Origin of the sequence: Pseudoalteromonas rhizosphaerae (genome assembly GCF_902498845.1) — a bacterium.
Lineage (GTDB): Bacteria > Pseudomonadota > Gammaproteobacteria > Enterobacterales > Alteromonadaceae > Pseudoalteromonas > Pseudoalteromonas rhizosphaerae.
Genome location: NZ_CABVLM010000012.1, coordinates 20,460 through 39,378, shown reverse-complemented (window position 1 = coordinate 39,378; position 18,919 = coordinate 20,460). Strand labels below are relative to the sequence as shown.

Annotated in this window: 18 protein-coding genes; 9 read left to right on the top strand and 9 right to left on the bottom strand. The window is 41.6% G+C overall.

Features of this window, described 5'->3' with window-relative positions:
- Positions 1 to 83: 83 nt before the first annotated feature.
- Genes PSR9079_RS17345 through PSR9079_RS17335 form a run of 3 tightly spaced genes read left to right on the top strand, consistent with a single transcriptional unit; the run spans position 84 to position 1,880 of the window.
- On the top strand, positions 84 to 290 hold the full coding sequence (locus tag PSR9079_RS17345; RefSeq protein ID WP_149982600.1) for a ParD-like family protein: 207 nt from the start codon (positions 84 to 86) through the stop codon (positions 288 to 290).
- Positions 283 to 1,068, top strand: a complete 786-nt coding sequence (gene map, locus PSR9079_RS17340; RefSeq protein WP_149982599.1) for a type I methionyl aminopeptidase — start codon at positions 283 to 285, stop codon at positions 1,066 to 1,068. The genes PSR9079_RS17345 and map overlap by 8 nt, the downstream gene beginning before the upstream one ends.
- A gap of 14 nt (positions 1,069 to 1,082) precedes the next feature.
- Entirely contained in the window at positions 1,083 to 1,880 is a 798-nt protein-coding gene (locus PSR9079_RS17335; RefSeq protein WP_149982598.1) for a helix-turn-helix domain-containing protein, read from the top strand.
- Between the two features lie 109 nt (positions 1,881 to 1,989).
- On the opposite strand, the gene can is transcribed toward PSR9079_RS17335, so the two are convergent.
- From can to ilvG, 7 genes are all read right to left on the bottom strand, one after another.
- On the bottom strand, positions 1,990 to 2,649 hold the full coding sequence (gene can, locus PSR9079_RS17330) for a carbonate dehydratase (RefSeq protein WP_145238393.1): 660 nt from the start codon (positions 2,647 to 2,649) through the stop codon (positions 1,990 to 1,992).
- On the bottom strand, positions 2,649 to 3,842 hold the full coding sequence (locus PSR9079_RS17325) for a methyltransferase (RefSeq protein ID WP_149982597.1): 1,194 nt from the start codon (positions 3,840 to 3,842) through the stop codon (positions 2,649 to 2,651). The genes can and PSR9079_RS17325 overlap by 1 nt, the downstream gene beginning before the upstream one ends.
- Before the next feature lie 32 nt (positions 3,843 to 3,874).
- Positions 3,875 to 4,924 carry an ABC transporter substrate-binding protein gene (locus PSR9079_RS17320; RefSeq protein ID WP_149982596.1) on the bottom strand — a complete coding sequence of 350 codons (1,050 nt, stop codon included), beginning with the start codon at positions 4,922 to 4,924 and terminating at the stop codon, positions 3,875 to 3,877.
- 156 nt (positions 4,925 to 5,080) lie between these two features.
- The gene (gene ilvA, locus PSR9079_RS17315; protein WP_149982595.1) at positions 5,081 to 6,631 is read right to left on the bottom strand and encodes a threonine ammonia-lyase, biosynthetic; all 1,551 of its coding nucleotides are present in this window, start codon (positions 6,629 to 6,631) and stop codon (positions 5,081 to 5,083) included.
- A 2-nt stretch (positions 6,632 to 6,633) separates the two neighbouring features.
- Positions 6,634 to 8,490 carry a dihydroxy-acid dehydratase gene (ilvD, locus tag PSR9079_RS17310; protein ID WP_145238380.1) on the bottom strand — a complete coding sequence of 619 codons (1,857 nt, stop codon included), beginning with the start codon at positions 8,488 to 8,490 and terminating at the stop codon, positions 6,634 to 6,636.
- Between the two features lie 115 nt (positions 8,491 to 8,605).
- Positions 8,606 to 8,848 carry an acetolactate synthase 2 small subunit gene (ilvM, locus tag PSR9079_RS17305; RefSeq protein WP_145238377.1) on the bottom strand — a complete coding sequence of 81 codons (243 nt, stop codon included), beginning with the start codon at positions 8,846 to 8,848 and terminating at the stop codon, positions 8,606 to 8,608.
- Complete coding sequence (gene ilvG, locus PSR9079_RS17300) at positions 8,845 to 10,494, bottom strand: acetolactate synthase 2 catalytic subunit (protein WP_149982594.1); 1,650 nt, start codon at positions 10,492 to 10,494, stop codon at positions 8,845 to 8,847. Before ilvG ends, ilvM begins: the two co-directional genes overlap by 4 nt.
- A 566-nt stretch (positions 10,495 to 11,060) precedes the next feature.
- Here ilvG and PSR9079_RS17295 point away from each other — a divergent pair.
- Genes PSR9079_RS17295 through PSR9079_RS17270 form a run of 6 tightly spaced genes read left to right on the top strand, consistent with a single transcriptional unit; the run spans position 11,061 to position 18,135 of the window.
- Positions 11,061 to 12,728 carry a phosphoethanolamine transferase gene (locus PSR9079_RS17295; protein ID WP_149982684.1) on the top strand — a complete coding sequence of 556 codons (1,668 nt, stop codon included), beginning with the start codon at positions 11,061 to 11,063 and terminating at the stop codon, positions 12,726 to 12,728.
- Positions 12,721 to 13,095 carry a diacylglycerol kinase gene (locus PSR9079_RS17290; RefSeq protein ID WP_149982593.1) on the top strand — a complete coding sequence of 125 codons (375 nt, stop codon included), beginning with the start codon at positions 12,721 to 12,723 and terminating at the stop codon, positions 13,093 to 13,095. The genes PSR9079_RS17295 and PSR9079_RS17290 overlap by 8 nt, the downstream gene beginning before the upstream one ends.
- A complete protein-coding gene (locus tag PSR9079_RS17285) occupies positions 13,086 to 15,050 on the top strand; it encodes an LTA synthase family protein (RefSeq protein WP_149982592.1) in 1,965 nt (654 codons plus the stop codon). Before PSR9079_RS17290 ends, PSR9079_RS17285 begins: the two co-directional genes overlap by 10 nt.
- A gap of 56 nt (positions 15,051 to 15,106) precedes the next feature.
- Positions 15,107 to 15,781 (top strand): response regulator transcription factor, encoded by a 675-nt coding sequence (locus PSR9079_RS17280; protein WP_149982591.1) that lies wholly within the window; start codon positions 15,107 to 15,109, stop codon positions 15,779 to 15,781.
- Positions 15,762 to 17,210, top strand: a complete 1,449-nt coding sequence (locus PSR9079_RS17275) for a sensor histidine kinase (protein ID WP_149982590.1) — start codon at positions 15,762 to 15,764, stop codon at positions 17,208 to 17,210. The genes PSR9079_RS17280 and PSR9079_RS17275 overlap by 20 nt, the downstream gene beginning before the upstream one ends.
- Positions 17,211 to 17,256: 46 nt before the next feature.
- On the top strand, positions 17,257 to 18,135 hold the full coding sequence (locus tag PSR9079_RS17270) for a TraB/GumN family protein (RefSeq protein WP_149982589.1): 879 nt from the start codon (positions 17,257 to 17,259) through the stop codon (positions 18,133 to 18,135).
- 130 nt (positions 18,136 to 18,265) lie between these two features.
- On the opposite strand, the gene PSR9079_RS17265 is transcribed toward PSR9079_RS17270, so the two are convergent.
- Together PSR9079_RS17265 and PSR9079_RS17260 are read right to left on the bottom strand one after the other, a co-directional pair.
- Positions 18,266 to 18,574 carry a hypothetical protein gene (locus tag PSR9079_RS17265; RefSeq protein ID WP_149982588.1) on the bottom strand — a complete coding sequence of 103 codons (309 nt, stop codon included), beginning with the start codon at positions 18,572 to 18,574 and terminating at the stop codon, positions 18,266 to 18,268.
- 35 nt (positions 18,575 to 18,609) lie between these two features.
- A complete protein-coding gene (locus PSR9079_RS17260; RefSeq protein WP_149982587.1) occupies positions 18,610 to 18,885 on the bottom strand; it encodes a DUF6881 domain-containing protein in 276 nt (91 codons plus the stop codon).
- Positions 18,886 to 18,919: the final 34 nt, after the last annotated feature.

Sequence of the window (18,919 nt, the reverse complement as noted above, 5' to 3'; positions counted from 1 at the left end):
TCGGCTGCCTGATTTGTTTTACGCCTTGCATACAGCTCAACATCTATATACGATACGTATACGTTTTATATATAGGCACTGTTATGGGTATCGTAAAAATCAGCGACCAACTGCACGAAGAGATCCGCAAAGCCAGTACCACTATGGTACGATCTATAAACTCTCAATCTGAATACTGGATAAAGATAGGCATGCTAGCTGAGCTTAATCCAACCATGACCTACGCCGAAATAATCAAACAGCAACTTGCACAAGCCGATGTAACAGCAGGAGAATCTTTGCATGAGTGAAATAATTATTAAAACTCCCGCACAAATAGAGCTAATGCGTGAGTCTGGTCGCCTACTGGCAAAGGTATTTGCCTATTTAGATCAACAGGTCAAAATCGGCATCACCACCATGGAGATCAATGATTTAGTTGAGCGCTATATTGTTGATGAGCTTGCTGCGCGTCCTGCCAGCAAAGGCCAATACGATTATCCTTATGTGTTAAACAGCTCAGTAAATGAAGTAGTCTGCCACGGTTTTCCAGACTCTAAACGCGCATTAAAATCTGGCGATATTGTCAATCTAGATATTACCCTTGAGAAGAATGGCTTTATTGCCGATTCAAGTAAAATGTATATGCTTGGTGAAGTGTCTCCGTTGGCCAAGCGCTTAGTCGAAAAAACTTATCAAGCAATGTGGCAAGGCATCAAGCTCGTAAAACCGGGAGTGAGGTTAGGCGATATAGGCAACGCTATCGCTAATTTTGCCCATACTAATGGCTATAGCGTTGTACGTGAATACTGCGGACATGGTATTGGTGAGCAAATGCACGAAGAGCCGCAAGTTTTACATTATGGTAAACGCAATACCGGCGTTGAACTTAAAGAAGGTATGACCTTTACCATTGAGCCAATGATCAACCAAGGGGCAGCAAAAGTAAAAACTAAACCGGATGGCTGGACTGTGGTTACTCGCGATAAAAAGCTTTCTGCGCAGTGGGAGCACACCATAGTCGTCACCGCTGACGGCTATGAAGTACTGACTTTACGCGAAGAAGAAATCGCTATTGCGACGGTATAAGTCAGGTTAACACCATGGCCATTTTATTAGTAAATGATCCATTGCCCCATTTGAGCTTTCAAAAATTCGCACCCGATCAACGCTTAACTGATTGGGTGCAGTGTTATTGGAAAATAGGTTCAACAACCACACAAGCAGCACAGTTATTTAAAGAAAAGCTCTACCCTGATGCAGGCGCAAGCCTAACAATTAATTTTAGCAATGCGACACCCCTTATTACCTTCGCATTTAATCGTCAAACGCAGGCAACAACTTTCAGCAATCAGGATTATTTAGTCAGTATTCGTTTTGCGCCTACTGGTGCTTATCACTTATTAGGTATAACGCTACACGAGTTAGCTGAAGAAAATTATCTACTCGGTGAAGATTTTACCCCAAGCTGGTATCACAGTTTAATAGCATGTGTTGAACAAATGCAAAGCAGTCCACTAACCAGCCAACTGTATTTACTCGAGCAGTGGTTACTCAGCCAAGCAATTAGCAATCAACTCGTAACAAGCAATACAATTAAAGTGATCAAGCAGCTCATTCAACTCAATAATTCCACCAGCTGTGTTGGCAAGCAACTTGGCCTGACACGTCGTACTCTTGAGCGTCGCTTAAAAAAAGAAGCCGGGGTTAGTCCAGCTCAATTACAGCAATTTTACCGACTAAAAGCCGCACGCACACTTCTAGCTGACAGCCAAACACCGATAACAGATATAGCCTTGCAATGTGGCTATTATGATCATGCTCACTTTTGTCATGCCTTTCATAATTTTACTTTTGAAACACCACTGCAATATCGCAAGCGAAAAACACCGAAAGTATAGAGGGTGTTTTCACCACACAAAAAACACATCGACTTAGCCTTTAAAACTAAGATTACAATTACTGAAGGTAGCCCGCGCCCAGATAGGACGCAGTGCTTAGGTTACGTACTTATTCTACTACGTAACGTTCAAACACTTTAAGCCCAGCACTTTTATAGTTAACATCAACTTCATCGGCACAAGTAACGACTGACTCTAAGTCGTGTAAGTGACCGTTTGCCAGACCATAAACCCATCCATGAATAGTCAACTCTTGGCCACGCTGCCATGCTTCTTGGACGATATTAGTACGGCATACATTGCGTACTTGCTCAATTACATTCAATTCAATCAAGCTATTGAGACGATCTTTTTCTGCGAGTGCATTGATCTTTGAGGTGTATTTTTCTTTTACATCACCGACGTGACGAAGCCAGTTATCAATTAAACCAAACTTAGCATCTTTGAGTACTGCCTGAACACCACCACAGCCATAGTGACCAACAACCATAATATGTTTAACTTTTAACACTTCAACGGCGTACTGCATCACTGATAAGCAGTTATGATCGGTATGCACCACCACATTCGCCACATTACGATGAACAAATAGCTCACCCGGCATTAGATCAACGATTTCATTAGCCGGTACGCGAGAGTCCGAACAACCAATCCACAAGTATTCTGGGTTTTGCTGCATGGATAGAATTTTAAAAAATTCTGGATCATCTTTACACGTTCGTTCAGCCCAGCGTTTATTATTTTCAAATAAGTTTTTTAATTTTCTCATTACATCTCTTTTCTGTCTTTGACGGTAGCTTGGATCAAGATATTACGTGGCGTTAATTGTTTTTCGCAAAACGTCTGCACACTGACTTGATAACCTTGTTGTTGCAAATATAAAGCACGATCGAGCACAAGCCAAACCTCAATTGCTCTTCTAAACACATGACGGACCAGTTCGATACGTTCAGTGACTTTTTTGCGCATTTCGCCTTTTTTTAAAAAGGATTCATAATCAATACCTTGCGGTATATCTAGCGCCTTTTTCTCCGCTGCCCATGCACAAAAAGCTTTAAATGAATCTGAAAAAATAGCTTTGTTAACTGAGGGCACACTGACATAATTTTGTTCGCTGGTGAGACTTTTGCGCAAGGCATCAAAACCCAACCGCCATTGCACTTCAGTTTTACGAACTTTATCTACCCGAGAAGGCGCTGTCACCGTCTCTTGTAGTGCTAATTTTAAATCACGATGCGTTAACTGCAGTTGACTACGCTTTCCGGCATCGCTCATAGCTTGATAATCATTAGCGGTGAATAAGTGATAGCAACACGGGGATAAACTGATTTTTTGCGTTTGCGCGCTAGCTGCGGTGCTCATGAAGGTCTGATGTAACGCTCCGCAAGCATGCAGCGCTACGGCATGTTGTGCTTGTTGAAAATACTCAGTTACATCATCTTTAAGTACATCTGCTTGGCTAAAGTGCATGGCTAGCCCTTGTTGCTGAGCACTTTGCTGACCTTGTTCACATAAATGTTGTTGCAGTTCGATGCTGTGCACACTCGGCGCACGGTTAAATGCCAGCATACGTCCTAAATGGCCTTTCCCTGCACACCATTCTAATACAGGTAGTTGTGATTCTTGGCCAAGCGCACAGACAAAATCTTGCAGCTGCGCAAACTTGCGCCCTTTAATACCATTGCTGATCCAAAACGGATATTCGCTACGCGTAGTGGAGGCTTGAGGTAAGTCACACAATGTAGCTAAGTTATTGACTACGGGAATATACGGGCTAAAAAATTGATACAAGGCATCTTGATTGCTATCGAGTTCGGCAACTTGTTGATCGCTCAACAGCGTTAATGGTTGTTCTAATTCAGGCCATGGCAGCAGATCAAAATCGAATGCAGTGCATTGCCAATAGTGGCGAGTACTATGTAATAAGTTATCTAGGGCTGTAAACTGCTCAGCAAGGCTCATGTGATTTTAGCGATGGTCATTTCATCTATGCATTATACGCTTTTTCTGAACATCAAGCGTAAATAAAGTGGTATCGATAACAAACTAATTATAATTGCTGTAATAAGCATCCACGACATTTTAATTTTTTCAGGTTCAACATACTGGTAAATAAAGCCATCTTGCGCCTGATTAAAGGCATCTTGCTCAATCCCGTATAGATCAGCAATCAACCGCCATTTCGCTATCGACATAGAGCCTAAATTAGTGCCTGGTGGTAAAATATAATCACTCAATACTTCAGCTTCATAGGCAAGCTGAGAAAAGCTTTTATTGGGTGCGTATTGGTGTTGAGTTAATGCAATTGTTTCATCCATATGCATCATTGCATAGCGCCAGCCCTTTAAGCTGGCCTGATAAAATGCTTCAACTGTTTGCGGGTGTTGTTCGAGCATATTTTCTGTGGTGTAAAGAATATCGCTATACACATTAATTCCATACTTCTGCGGGCAAATAAGTCTATAGTCGATGCCTTGCTCACGCATAATATACGGCTCATTAGTCACGTACACTTGCATCGCATCAATACTCCCAGCTAACCAATCCGTAGTGCTGTTACCACTTTCATAAGAAGGTAAATTATTCGTTTGGATACCACTGCGTTCGAGCATTACCAATAATTCGGCATTTTCTTTGCGGCTGATACTGCTAAGACGCTTATTGACAAAATCCCGAGGATGAAAAATATCGGAGCTTTTTTTTACCATCCAACAATAAGGAGAAAATTGTAAAATAGCAGCCATTGCCACCAAGGGTTTACCTGCGATCCGTTGCTGTAAAATACCTGAGTGCCCGACCCCGAAGTGAGCTTGGCCAGCCAACACTTTACTAAAGGTATCTGGGTTCTCAGGATCTGCTGGTAAAATAGTGACGTTTAGCCCTGCCGCTTTGTAAAAGCCTTGTTGCTGAGCCATATAGTAACCAGAAAATTGAAATTGATGCGTCCACTTTAGTTGTAAAGTCACATCCGCTGCCGCAACACTTTGCCCGCTAAGTATCAGCAGAGCAGCATAAAGCTGAAATTTCAGTCCTTTTAATGACAAATCGTAATCTAATTAGTTGGCTAATATTGCTATAACTATAAACCCAAGACATTGAGTTTGCAAAGAGACAAAAAAGCACCTCAATTGAGGTGCTTGCTTATACTAAAACCACTTCAAGCTACAGAATTCGTATCTTCTGGTGGTTTGGGTATATATTTAATTATTAACCGCTTGCACCCTATCGATGGGACGTTGAGTAGTTAAAAATTGGGTAAAACACGGATTCAGTGTTTCATCTTGCACACTGTAACCTAAGCGATTTAAATGCTCGTTAAATACCTCATACTGACTAGGCTCAATCGCAAACCCTGCTAATACATTGCCCATCGAACCACCATGATTACGATAATGAAACAAAGTAATATTCCAATTGCTACCTAAGGTATCTAAAAAGCGCGCTAGTGCGCCTGGATATTCAGGAAACTCAAAGCGTAATAACCGCTCATGCATCTGCTCAGGTGCTTTACCACCAACCATATAACGAACATGTAATTTAGCCAGTTCGTTATCTGATAAATCACAAAATTGATAGCCATTGGTGGTTAAATCAGCTGTCAGTTCATCTAACTCTTGCTGACCTTGGCGCAGTGCAACACCAACAAATATTTGCGCTTCACCAGGGCCTGCGTAACGGTAGTTAAATTCAGTAATTGCGCGACCACCTAATGAGGCGCAAAACTGTTTAAAGCTGCCTTTTTCTTCATTGATGGTTACTGCTAACAACGCTTCGTTTTTCTCTCCCAGCGCAGTACGCTCAGCCACATAACGTAAGCGGTCAAAGTTTAAGTTTGCGCCAGATAACACAGCTGCTAAATGCAGCCCTTTTTGGCCTGTTTGCTGACACCATTTTTTCAGCCCAGCCGTTGCCAGCGCACCTGATGGCTCAGCAATCGCACGGGTTGAAACAAAAATATCTTGCATCGCCGCACATATTTCATCACCGGTTACAGTGACTACTTCATCACAAAACTTTTGCGCCAAACGAAAGGTTTCGGTACCAATAATTTTTACCGCAACACCATCGGCAAAACTGCCAACCCGTTCAAGCTCGACGGGTTTGCCTGCTGCAAGTGCCGCTTGTAAACAGGCACTTTCATCAGCTTCTACACCGATTACTTTTATATCTGGGCGCAATGACTTTATATACACGGCCATACCAGCAAGTAAGCCACCACCACCAACTGGAATAAATACCGCATCAAGTTGATTAAGCTGCTGCATTAATTCACGTGCAACCGTGCCTTGCCCTACAATTACATCAGGATCATCAAATGGAGGAACAAATATGCCGTCGCGCTGCTCAGTAAGTTCTAGTGCATAAGCTTTGGCAGCATCAAAATGATGGCCATGTAAAACCACTTCGCCACCAAGCGCACGTACCGCATTGACTTTGATTTCAGGGGTCGTCACTGGCATTACAATCGTTGCTTGATGCCCTAAGTGTGACGCACTGAGCGCCACCCCTTGAGCATGATTTCCAGCTGAGGCAGTGATCACCACTGAACCGGCTGGCAGTTTAGCCAGTTTGTTGTATGCACCACGCAGTTTAAACGAATAAACTGGCTGCTGATCTTCGCGCTTTAGCCATACTTGATTACCAAGACGAGCACTGAGTTCAGCCATTTCGCTAACCTCAGTAACTTTTGCCAGTGGTTCCATATTGGCTTGGATAATAGCGCGAAAATAATCGAGCTCTTGAGAAACCATAATTAACTAAGCTCCTCCAGTTTGGCTAAATCACGCACCGCGCCTTTATCAGCACTGGTTGCAAGTAGCGCATACGCTTTTAGCGCAGATGATACATAACGTTCACGATCGAGTGGTTTGTACGCTTGTTTACCACGAGCGAGTTGCTTTTGCTTACGCGCTTCAAGTTCTTCATCTGTTAACGCTAACGTGATTTCGCGGGTAGCGATATCGATAATAATTTTATCGCCGTTTTCAACGTAAGCAATGGCACCGCCACTGGCCGCTTCTGGTGAAACGTGGCCAATTGATAAACCTGACGTACCGCCCGAGAAGCGACCATCGGTTATAAGTGCGCACTGCTCAGCCAAACCTTTTGATTTTAAGTAACTGGTTGGATAAAGCATTTCCTGCATGCCAGGTCCGCCTTTCGGTCCTTCGTAGCGAATAACGACTACGTCACCGGCTTTTACTTCGTCATTTAAAATGCCTTCAACTGAATCGTCTTGTGATTCATACACCACGGCGGTGCCTTCAAAGTGTAGCATTTCATCAACCACACCCGCGCTTTTCACAATACAACCATCAACAGCTAAATTACCCGATAGTACGGCTAAGCCACCATCTTGGCGAAACGCATGTTCAACGCTACGGATACAACCATGTTCACGGTCATTATCGCCTTCATCCCAACGACATTCTTGGCTCATTGCTTTGGTGGTGCGAATACCTGCAGGTCCCGCTCGATAAAACTTTTGTGCGGCTTCGTTGTTTGGATCAGTGGCATCCCATTTTTTAACTAGCTCTGCCATAGTCATACCAGCAACATGGTTTACCGACAGATCCACTAAGCCCGCTTTGCCAAGCTCGCGAATTATTGCCATCATGCCACCTGCACGATGCACATCTTCAATATGGTATTGCGCGGTTGCAGGCGCTACTTTACATAAGAAAGGTGTTTTACGAGATAACGCATCAATGTGCGACATATCAAAATCAACACCGGCTTCTTGCGCAGCGGCAAGTAAATGCAATACGGTATTTGACGAGCCACCCATAGCAATATCAACCACCATGGCATTCATAAACGCGGTTTTATTAGCGATAGCACGCGGCAAAACTTCTTTATTATCTTTTTGGTAATACTCACGGCATAAATCAACAATTCGTGCACCGGCTTCAACATACAGTTGTTTACGATCTTTATGAGTCGCAAGTGTAGTGCCGTTACCAGGTAGTGCGAGGCCAATTGCTTCTAATAAACAGTTCATTGAGTTGGCGGTAAACATGCCCGAACACGAGCCACAGGTAGGACATGCTGAGCGCTCTACTTGCTCTGAGTCAGCATCACTTACTGATTCATCAGCACCTTTTACCATGGCATCAACTAAATCTAGTTTGATATCAATATTGGCAAGCTTAGTTTTACCGGCTTCCATTGGGCCACCAGACACAAAGATTACTGGAATATCTAAACGAAGTGCCGCCAGCATCATTCCTGGGGTGATTTTGTCGCAGTTAGAAATACAGATCATTGCATCGGCGCAGTGACCATTTACCATGTATTCAACTGAGTCAGCAATTAAGTCGCGCGATGGTAATGAATACAACATACCGCCGTGGCCCATGGCAATACCATCATCAATGGCAATAGTATTAAATTCTTTTGGCACACCACCCGCTTGCGTGATGGTTTCTGCCATAAGCTCACTGAGTTGGTTAAGGTGCACATGACCAGGTACAAATTGCGTGAATGAGTTTACAACCGCAATAATCGGTTTGCCAAAATCGCTATCTGTCATTCCTGTTGCACGCCATAATGCACGAGCACCTGCGCGCTTTCGACCTTCAGTTGTTGTTGCACTTCTTAATTTAGCCATAGTTACCTCAGTGTTTGCAGTTACTTTTAATATGTAACTGACATCCTCATTCTTAAATTTTTATTGCTAAGGGGAAAAGACCCAATAGCCCTGTTGATTTAGTTTTTACAGCAAACTACATTGCTTGCTGTTGTAAATTTTCTAGCGTTACTTGCTTAACGTCCACCAGCTTATTGAGCTGCGTGGTTAATAAGTGAATTGGCTTATCACTGTCGACCGTCATAGCCACATGGTAATGACCATCATCCATATTCAATTGAAAATGGGTTAAATCAAAACCACGATGACGAACTACACGCAAAAAGCGCTCAACGGCGATACTTTGATTTTTTAAAGCGACTGTTAAACTGTGTTTCATTTTCCACTCTCCGTCATCATTTCGTCATTCGCGGCACCCGGCGGTACTAGCGGCCAAACATTTTCTTTATCGTCGATACAGGCATGTACTATATAAGGACCTTTACTATTTACTAATGCTGTAATTGCATCATCAACTTGGTTAGCGTGGGTGATCGTTTGCCCAGCGATACCAAATACGGCAGCCAATTGCACAAAATCAGGGTTATCTGATAAATCAGTTTCAGAATAACGCCCTTCAAAAAATAACTCTTGCCATTGACGAACCATACCTAAACGTTGGTTATCCAAAATTAATATTTTTACCGGTAAATTGTTACGACGAATAGTGGCTAACTCTTGAATGTTCATCATGATTGAACCATCACCAGAAACAGTGATCACAAAATCATTTGGTCGAGCGACTTGCGCACCAATGGCCGCAGGTAAACCAAAGCCCATAGTGCCGGCGCCACCACTACTTAAATGGTTGCTTGGATGACTAAACTTCATATGTTGTGCCACCCACATTTGGTGCTGACCAACATCACAACACACAACGCCTGTACTTGGCATCCGCTGGCTTAGTAGGCTTAATAAATACGGGGCATATACTTTTTCGCCCGGATAGTCATAACGCCATGCATGTTCAATCATCATCTCTTTGGCATGATCACGCCATGCTTGTTCAGTTACAAAGCACTCTAATTGCGGCAATGAGGTTTTTAAATCAGCAACTAATGATGCTTTAACTGGTTTACGCTTACCAATTTCAGCAGCATCTATATCTAAATGGATCACTTTTGCTTTAGCCGCAAACTTGCCTAAATTGCCTGTTACACGGTCATCAAAGCGCGCACCGATGCATACTAGAACATCACACTCTTGTACCGCTAAATTTGCAGCTTGGCCGCCATGCATGCCCAACATACCTAAGTTATATTCGTAATCAGGTAATACACTGCCCAATGCTTTTAGCGTTGAAACCGCAGGCATTTGGGTTTTTTCTAAAAATTGCATTAGTTGTACTTGCGCATCAGCCGCCTGTACACCGCCGCCTACATAGGCAACAGGCCGTTTGGCTTCGCTTAATAGTTGGTTAGCAATAGCCACTTGCTTTAAATCTAACACCGGTAAGTAATCATCAGCCGCAAGCCAAGGATGAAAAGGCACTTGCGCCATTTGAATATCTTTTGGTATATCTACTAACACAGGGCCTGGACGACCTGATTGCGCTAAATGCATGGCTTCTTGCAGTATTTCGGCTAAATCTTCAGGACGTTCAACCATATAACTGTGCTTAGTGCAGGATAATGACATACCTAATACATCAATCTCTTGAAACGCATCAGAGCCAATGGCAGCAGTTGGTACTTGGCCTGTGATCGCAAGTAATGGCACTGAATCCATCATCGCATCAGCAAGCGCGGTGATTAAGTTAGTAGCCCCAGGGCCTGAAGTCGCAAAACACACCCCAAGTTTACCCGTGCTACGAGCAAAACCAACAGCAGCAAAACCTGCACCTTGCTCATGACGAGTGAGATAATGTTTAACCGGCGCACCATACAGCGCATCGTAAATTGGCATGATTGCCCCACCAGGGTAACCAAATACTTCTTTTACGCCGTGTTTGGCTAATAAATCAATTGTTAACTCTGCGCCTGTCATTAAATAATCCTCATTCCTCAGTGACATATCTATACTTAACTATTGCTAAACCCTGAAACTAAAAAGCCCCCCGACTGGTTAAGTGCGGGGGGCTTTTATAATGCTTTACGTATTTTTAAAGCACTAAGTAGCCCCCGCGGTAATAATAATCACCACGACGTTAATAAGGACTAGGTTTAGTGCGTTTGTAAGCATGTAATAAATACCAAAATTTGTTAATTTACGAAGGAATTGCAACTCCCCCGCTGTCTTTTTATATTAGTACCGCGATGGGAGTGCTAAGTCAACCTTAAAATCAATCTAAAAAAACACTCACCAATCAATTTTAAAGGCATAAAAATCCAATATGTAAGCCTAAATAGATTAATTTCCCTAATATATGAAGCTATTGATATTTCATACCTCGTTATAACCAATTACTGGTTTGATTAATTTTTGACGAAATCACAATAAATCATTCTTTTTAAATCACCTCATTCAGGAAATGACTAGTTAGCCTTAAGTGTTTCTTAAGTCTTGGACTCTACCATGCAGGTATTAGATTATTATTATTGAGTTCTCAATTTATGTTGGTAAGCCAATTTCTCAGCACAGGTTTTAAAAAGCGCTTCTACATTACCTGTAGCGCCAATACTTTTATCATCGCATTAGCATGTTATTACTGCTTAATCATCAATATCCCTTTTATGCATGGTGCATTTAACGCAATCACCACATTGCCCTCTTTTTCGTGGTTATTTTTACTCTCAGTGCCGTTACTGTTGCTGTGCTTATTAATTATTTTCTTTTCATTCTTATCTAGTCGCTGGCTACTCAAACCAATTAATTACATATTATTGTTAAGCTCGTGCGCCGCTCTTTATGGCACTTTAAATTATGGAGTGGTATTTGACTATTCTATGATTCAAAACACCTTTGAAACTGACGGTCATGAAGCGGCAAGCTATCTTAACTTGCAATTTATTATATTCTTTTGTTTGTTCGCCTTACTGCCGCTATTGGTTTTAATCAAAACCAAGGTTCGCTTTAGTCTGGTTAGCAAAGAGCTGGTGAGTCGTTGTAAACTGCTACTGGGCTGCTTTGCCTTAATCGCCGTAATTGTATTGAGTTTTTATGCCGACTATGCCGCTACCGGACGTAACAATCAATTATTAAAGAAAGAGTTAATTCCATTCCAATATTTAAGCAGTGGCTATAAATATATTCGCGATCAATGGCTGGTCTCTGACGAACCATTTCAAATTTTAGACCCAGCGCCAGCACTAAGTGCATCACAACACACGCAAGTAACCGTTATCGTGGTAGGTGAAACAGCACGTGCTGAAAACTTTGCTTACCAAGGCTATACACGCGATACCAACCGTTTCACTCGACCTTTCAAAGTAACGTACCTGAACAATGTAGCGTCCTGTGGAACCGCAACAGCGGTATCGGTCCCTTGTATGTTCTCACAACAAAACCAAGCTGAGTTCTCACGTAACGAAGCTGATAACCAGCAAAACATTCTCGACATTGCCCAAAGCGCTGGCGCTGATGTGTTGTGGATTGATAATAACAGTGGCTGTAAAAATGTCTGTAATCGCGTCACCAACATTACCATCAAGGTAGATAACTCTGCACTTTGTGAACAACAGCATTGCTATGACGAAGCGTTACTAGCACCACTTAAACGTAAACTAGCTAATTTAAGCCAAGCCAATACGGTCATTGTATTGCATATGATGGGCTCTCACGGACCCACTTACTTCCAACGCTACCCAGATCAATTTAAGCAATTCACACCAACCTGCGACCGCAGTGATATACAAAACTGTAGCACTGAGCAGTTAGTTAATACTTACGACAACACCATAGCGTATAGCGACTACGTAAATTCATTAATGTTAACCGAACTGAATAACTTACCTGACAATATTGATAAAACCTTTGTATATATTTCAGATCACGGTGAGTCGCTCGGCGAAAATGGCGCCTACTTACATGGCTTTCCGTATAGCTTTGCTCCTAGTGGCCAAACCCATGTCCCTATGTATATGTGGGCTGCCAAAGGCAACCAACGTATTACAGAAAGTTGCTTAAAGAGTGTTGATCAACAACAAGCTGCTTCTCACGACAATATATTCCATACATTAATCACTCTAATAGGCATCAAAAGTAAAGCCTATGAACAGTCTTTAGATTTAGTAAGTAACTGTAAAGCAATTAATAAAAAAGTGAAAAACAATAATGAATAATTCGAAAACGGTACTCAAACGCCAAGGACTACTACGCCTTTTATTTACCTTACGCCATACTTTCAATGGCTTAAAATGGATGACGCGATTTGAAGCTGCATTTCAGCAAGAACTCACGCTATTTTTATTACTTGGAGTGTTTGCGTGGCTGGCGAATATTCCCACCAGCGATAAACTTATTTTAATTGCCAGCTTGCTGTTTGTACTATTCGCCGAGTTAGTCAATACCGCGATTGAAGTGGTGGTTGATCGTATTGGTACAGAACATCATGAACTCTCTGGGCTGGCTAAAGATATTGCCTCTGCCAGTGTATTTATAGCAATGATGATTAGCACACTGGTTTGGTGGGCTATTTTATGGGCATAACTGATAAATTTACTCTTGCGCAACTACAAAATAAACTCGGTCCATATTCGGTATTGCTAACATTTTTTAGTTTATCGCTAACTATGTTAACCCTGGCTCGTTTTAGCTTAAGTGTATGGCAAGGTGAGCGAGTATTTAGCTCTCATGCTTGGCTAAATATTTTTGTTGGCGGCTTGCGCGTTGATACGGCTACCTTAAGTTATATTTTAATGCCGGCATTGTTGTTGATAATTATCAGCACATTAGTCTCTAAACAGCAGCTTATTCGTGGCATCATTAAATACTATTTATTGCTAATGACCGCATTGCTGATCTTCTTTGAAGTGATCACTGCGACCTTTATTAGTGAATATGACTTGCGTCCAAACCGCTTATTTATTGAATACTTAATATACCCAAAAGAAGTCTCTCGCATGATTTTTGCGGGGTATAAAATAGAGGTATTCACCACTTTATTATTCTTGATCGTTGGGGTCAAACTGGCTACAAAAGTTTTTACCAATCAATGGCGTAGCCACTGTCAGTTGCCAATCATAAAACACTCCTTATTGATGATTAGCCTACTGTGCTTAACCGTTCTAGGTGCACGTAACTCACTCGGTCATCGGCCGTTAAACCCTGCAATGGTGGCATTCTCAACTGATCATTTACTTAATGATCTTAGTCTTAACTCGTTGTATAGCGTAGCCTTTGCAATTAAACAACTCAGTAATGAAAAATCAAGCCAAGACTTTTATGGCACCATGGCCGAAGAGGAATTATTAGCCTTAGTACGCGCGAGTATGCAAAATGAGCAAGCTGTTTTTAACGATGCCAGCACACCAACCAAAACCTTTCATCAAGCGGCGTATCAAGGGAAGCCCAAAAACTTAGTTATCATTTTGCAAGAAAGTTTAGGAGCACGTTATGTGGGTACTTTAGGCGGCTTACCTTTAACCCCTAATATAGATAAACTTTATCAGCGAGGTTGGGGGTTTGATAATCTATACGCCACGGGCACACGCTCAGTTCGCGGTATAGAAGCGGTTATTACTGGATTTACCCCCACCCCTTCTCGCGCAGTAGTAAAGCTTGATAAATCGCAACGTGATTTTTTTACCATTGCTGACTTTTTAAGCAAAAAAGATTACCAAACCCAGTTTATTTACGGTGGTGAAAGCCACTTTGATAATATGCAAAGCTTCTTTTTGGGTAATGGTTTTCAACACATTGTAGATAGTAATGACTTTGCCAATATTGATTTTAATGGCTCATGGGGGGCATCGGATGAAGACTTATACAACCAAGCAGATATAGAGCTCACCAAGTTACAGCAGCAAGGGCAACCATTTTTTAGCTTAGTATTTTCCAGCTCTAACCATAGCCCGTATGAGTTCCCTGATAATAAAATTGCACTTTACGATAATGAAAAACAAACTCGCAATAATGCAGCAAAATATGCCGATTATGCGCTAGGCACCTTTATCGAAAAAGCAAAGCAATCAAGTTACTGGGACGATACCGTCTTTATAGTGATTGCTGATCATGACTCGCGCGTATCGGGAGCAAGTTTAGTACCGATTGATCACTTTCGTATTCCTGCGGTTATTTTTGGTAAAGGTATCAATGCCAAGCGTGATCATCAGTTGGCTAGCCAACTTGATATTCCGACGACATTATTATCATTGATTGGAGCCAGTGGTGAACATCCAATGATAGGTCGCGATCTTACGCAGCCAATCGCAGATAATAAACAACGCGCAATGATGCAATACGATAAAAACTTTGCCTACATAACCGGTAATAGTGGTCAAGGTAATAAGGTTGTAATTTTACAACCACAAAAACCAGCAACCACCTACATATACACACAAGACAAGTTAGTGCCCACCAGCAACGACCCACAATTGGTGAAAAAAGCACTGGCACATGCCAATTTAGGTAATTTAGCCTATCAAAAGAGTTGGTATCATTAATCTATAAGCCTTGCTAAAGTAGCAAGGCGAACATGTTATTTAATTAAGTTAAGATCATGAAGATACTCGTAATCGAAGATTCTGAACCGCTTAGACGCAGCCTAGATGTAGGCCTTAATAATCTCGGTTTTACCGTGGACGGTACCGGTGATGGTTCACACGGTTTAAGCATGGCACTGTGTGGCGACTATGATTTAATCATTCTCGACTTAATGCTACCAAGTGTTGATGGCATGAGTATTCTCAAGGCACTGCGTAGCAGCTCGAGTCAAACTCGGGTATTAATTTTATCTGCTCGCTCTGAAGCACAAGACAAAATAAACGGCTTAATGAAAGGTGCTGATGATTATCTAACGAAACCGTTTTCGTTTGAAGAACTACATGCCAGAGTACTGGCGCTGTCTCGGCGAGGCCAATTACAAAACCAGCAAAATACACTCTGTGTAGGTGAATGCATGTTAGATTTGAGCTTAAAAACACTGCATTATCAGCAGCAGCCTATAAACCTTACTCGCAACGAATATAAAATCATTGAGTGCTTATTTAGTGCCAAAGAACGGGTATTAGGCCTTGAGATGATCAGCGAAGCCGTGGTCGGCCAATTTGACATGCTGTCAAAAAATGCGCTAGAAGCGCATATTTCAGCGATCCGCAAAAAAGTACGGCTGCTCGGCGGCGAACTACCAATTAAAAATAAACGTGGATTTGGTTATGTCGCCTCTCAAAACTGAGCTGCCAAAAACTAAACGTCACTCTATCAAGCGTAAACTCGTCAATAATATTAGTGCCGTACTATCGATTATTCTAGTTACTATTTTTTTAACCGTCGATTTGAGTGTTGATTCTTGGGTTGAAAATCAATTTAATCAATCTTTAACTAATAAATCTAATTATTTAAAAACCTTAGTGAAAGATCATAATGGCAAACTAGAATTTGATTTTGCTGGCGAGTTTATGTCTGAATATGAGCAGGCCAATGCCAGCGAATTTTATCAGCTATGGCACGAACAACAGACGTTTGAAAAATCAGATTCATTGCAACTATATCAAAATATTGATTTACCCAATTTAGCTATCCCCATTAACGAATTTAAAATTATTGATTACACTCTGCCTAACGGTGAAGAGGGTCGCGCCATGATCAGCCACTTCATTGCCCAGCAAGAAAATGAAGCAGCGCGCGGCAGCGGTCATTTTAAGACCATGGTTTTAACTATCGCCGCTCCTATTTCATCATTAAATAAAGTATTGCTGATCATTGATGTGGTTTTTATTCTGACCTGTATTATCGCAGTTTTTGGAGTGCGTTATTTAGTCACTCGAATCGTTAATCGTGGCCTCTTTCCACTGAACAACTTAAATGAACAAATAAAATTACTCGATATCACTGGCGCCTCACAAACTATCAAAAGCGACTTTCAGGTCGAGGAAATTGAGCCAATTCGTAATGAGCTGAATAAATTTATTACCACCAATCAACAGCTCTATCAAAATGAAAAGCGCCTAACCAGCGACATCGCACATGAATTAAAAACACCAATTTCTGAGCTGATCAGCTTGTCGGAAGTGGCACTGCGTTACCCTGATGATGAGCGTATTAGCGCCACATATACCAGCGACATTTTGGCTATATCACAGCGTATGAAAACCATCGTCAATAACTTACTGCTATTACAACGCGCAGGTAGTAGCGCTGTAGAGCTCAATTTAGAAAGCGTTAATTTAAGTGACTTTATTACGCAATTAAGCAATGAACTGCAGTTTAAACATGCCGATATTGAGCAGCGCTTACAGCTAGATGTTGCAACTGAGCTGATGATCACCGCTGACCGATTTTGCCTGCATACCATTTTATCTAACTTGCTCGATAACGCATTGTTTTATGGGCTTAGCACCCAACCTATCAACTTACAGGTCAAACAAACTAAATATCACACCACAATCACGCTATGCAACGCTTTAGCTAAGCCTTTAAGTGAACAACAACTTGAGGCTATTTTTGATCCCCTTTACCAGCTTGATAGCTCACGAACGAATAACCAACGCCACGGCTTGGGGCTAGCGATAGTTAACAGTTTATGTAATCTCAACAACTTTACCATCAGCGCAAAAAACAAGCCAAACTCTCGCTTAGCATTAATTTTAACGTTACCCAATTAAGCGTATTGGTTTAATATGGATATATACCCAACCAATAAGGACAATTATGAACCTCACTCAGCGTATTAGCAGTTACTTTATTTTATCCCTTTTACTGTGTCTTAGTTTTGCTAGCCACAGTGAACCTGGGTTGTGGCAAATAGAAAAAAATGGCGTTAAATCATATTTGTTTGGCACTGTGCATGTCGGTGATGCCACTATGAAAGGGCTACCTAAAAAAGTAACCGACGCGCTTGATGCCAGCGATCAAGTAATTGTTGAAGTCGATGTTAGTGCAATCAGCCCGATGGAAATGCAGCGCCGCTCTATGCCATTTATGATGCTAAAAAACGGTAATACTCTACAAAGCGAATTATCTGAGCAAAACTATAAAAAGCTTCAGCAATACTTCAGCAACAAATCAATTGATATAGCGATGTTTAATAACCTAGCCCCATGGGCCGTAATGGTTACTATGCTGCAAATGGAATTTCAAAATATTGGTTTTTCTGATCAATATGGCATTGATAAACAAGTGCTTGCCTATACAAAAGCGAACAATATACCGGTTGGCGAATTAGAAACTCTCGAATATCAAATGGAGATGTTTAATAATCTATCGTTGTTAAGTAACGAAATGATTGAAGAAACGTTTGAACAGCTTGCCGATGTTGAAACCTACTTTATAACCTTAGTTAATGCATGGAAAAATGGCGATATGGCCACCTTAACTAAGTACTACAATGAAAGCTTTGACGACAGCAACTACGGTGAGATCAGCGAACAAGTTATGCTGATTGAACGTAACAATAACTGGATAAAAGAGCTCACACCTCGCATTGGTAAAGAAAAACTATTTATCGCCGTAGGCGCCCTGCATTTGCCAGAACAACACGGTTTATTAAAGCAGTTTAAAGATCAAGGTTTTACAGTAACTCGCCTGTAATTACTCACGAAAAGACAACTCACATGCTTGGCTAGTAATAGCCAAGCGGTTATAGGTATCAATGCAAAAGCGGCTATAATTTTTGACAAGCTTTTGCAAAAAACTCTTACTTAAAACGCTGTTATGGCATTTATTTAGCAAGAAACTCACCACTTTCTGCAAGTATTTTTTCAAATAATTCTATTGCACTATGGTTCTCTTCATCCGATCCCCATTGAGATGCCTCACCCCAAATAACTCCCCACTCATCAGACTCAATACTTATATCTGACAACCGTGACGATTTATCTGAATGTGTTACACATAAATAATTTCCATCAAATTCGATAGTGAAGCTATGCTTAGAAAAAGCAGATTCACATGCAGCTCTAAAATCAGCAGACTCTGGCGGTGAAAAAAACTCGATATGCTTCTTTGAGCTTCCCTGTTTATGAGACACTTTATATTCTTGCATATTATTGATGCCTCAAGCAGCTATGGTACATATTTCTGCCATAGCTGCTCAAATTCTTGTTTTGAGATACTTATTCCCTGAAATTCAACATCAGAGTTTATCTCCTCTAGTTGCGGCACTTCAACAATACCGAGCATCGTATTTTCGGTGTGGGTTTCACCCGAAGCAAATCCAAGCTTTCCATTACGACAAAACTCAAGCTTGCGGAGTTCAAAATCATCATCACCAATTTCGGATACGAGACGAAACGGCTCATCTTCAAGGTCATGTATCCACTCGACATCAATGTATCTCATATTTATCTCCAACAGCGCCATCACCCGCCAATTA

Coding starts and splice junctions, on each gene's coding strand:
- PSR9079_RS17270 (WP_149982589.1), top strand. CDS start 17,257: ATGAACCTCACTCAGCGTATTAGCAGTTACTTTATTTTATCCCTTTTA.
- ilvG (WP_149982594.1), bottom strand. CDS start 10,494: ATGACAGGCGCAGAGTTAACAATTGATTTATTAGCCAAACACGGCGTA.
- PSR9079_RS17295 (WP_149982684.1), top strand. CDS start 11,061: ATGTTGGTAAGCCAATTTCTCAGCACAGGTTTTAAAAAGCGCTTCTAC.
- PSR9079_RS17345 (WP_149982600.1), top strand. CDS start 84: ATGGGTATCGTAAAAATCAGCGACCAACTGCACGAAGAGATCCGCAAA.
- PSR9079_RS17290 (WP_149982593.1), top strand. CDS start 12,721: ATGAATAATTCGAAAACGGTACTCAAACGCCAAGGACTACTACGCCTT.
- PSR9079_RS17280 (WP_149982591.1), top strand. CDS start 15,107: ATGAAGATACTCGTAATCGAAGATTCTGAACCGCTTAGACGCAGCCTA.
- map (WP_149982599.1), top strand. CDS start 283: ATGAGTGAAATAATTATTAAAACTCCCGCACAAATAGAGCTAATGCGT.
- PSR9079_RS17275 (WP_149982590.1), top strand. CDS start 15,762: ATGTCGCCTCTCAAAACTGAGCTGCCAAAAACTAAACGTCACTCTATC.
- ilvD (WP_145238380.1), bottom strand. CDS start 8,490: ATGGCTAAATTAAGAAGTGCAACAACAACTGAAGGTCGAAAGCGCGCA.
- PSR9079_RS17260 (WP_149982587.1), bottom strand. CDS start 18,885: ATGAGATACATTGATGTCGAGTGGATACATGACCTTGAAGATGAGCCG.
- can (WP_145238393.1), bottom strand. CDS start 2,649: ATGAGAAAATTAAAAAACTTATTTGAAAATAATAAACGCTGGGCTGAA.
- PSR9079_RS17335 (WP_149982598.1), top strand. CDS start 1,083: ATGGCCATTTTATTAGTAAATGATCCATTGCCCCATTTGAGCTTTCAA.
- ilvM (WP_145238377.1), bottom strand. CDS start 8,848: ATGAAACACAGTTTAACAGTCGCTTTAAAAAATCAAAGTATCGCCGTT.
- ilvA (WP_149982595.1), bottom strand. CDS start 6,631: ATGGTTTCTCAAGAGCTCGATTATTTTCGCGCTATTATCCAAGCCAAT.
- PSR9079_RS17325 (WP_149982597.1), bottom strand. CDS start 3,842: ATGAGCCTTGCTGAGCAGTTTACAGCCCTAGATAACTTATTACATAGT.
- PSR9079_RS17285 (WP_149982592.1), top strand. CDS start 13,086: ATGGGCATAACTGATAAATTTACTCTTGCGCAACTACAAAATAAACTC.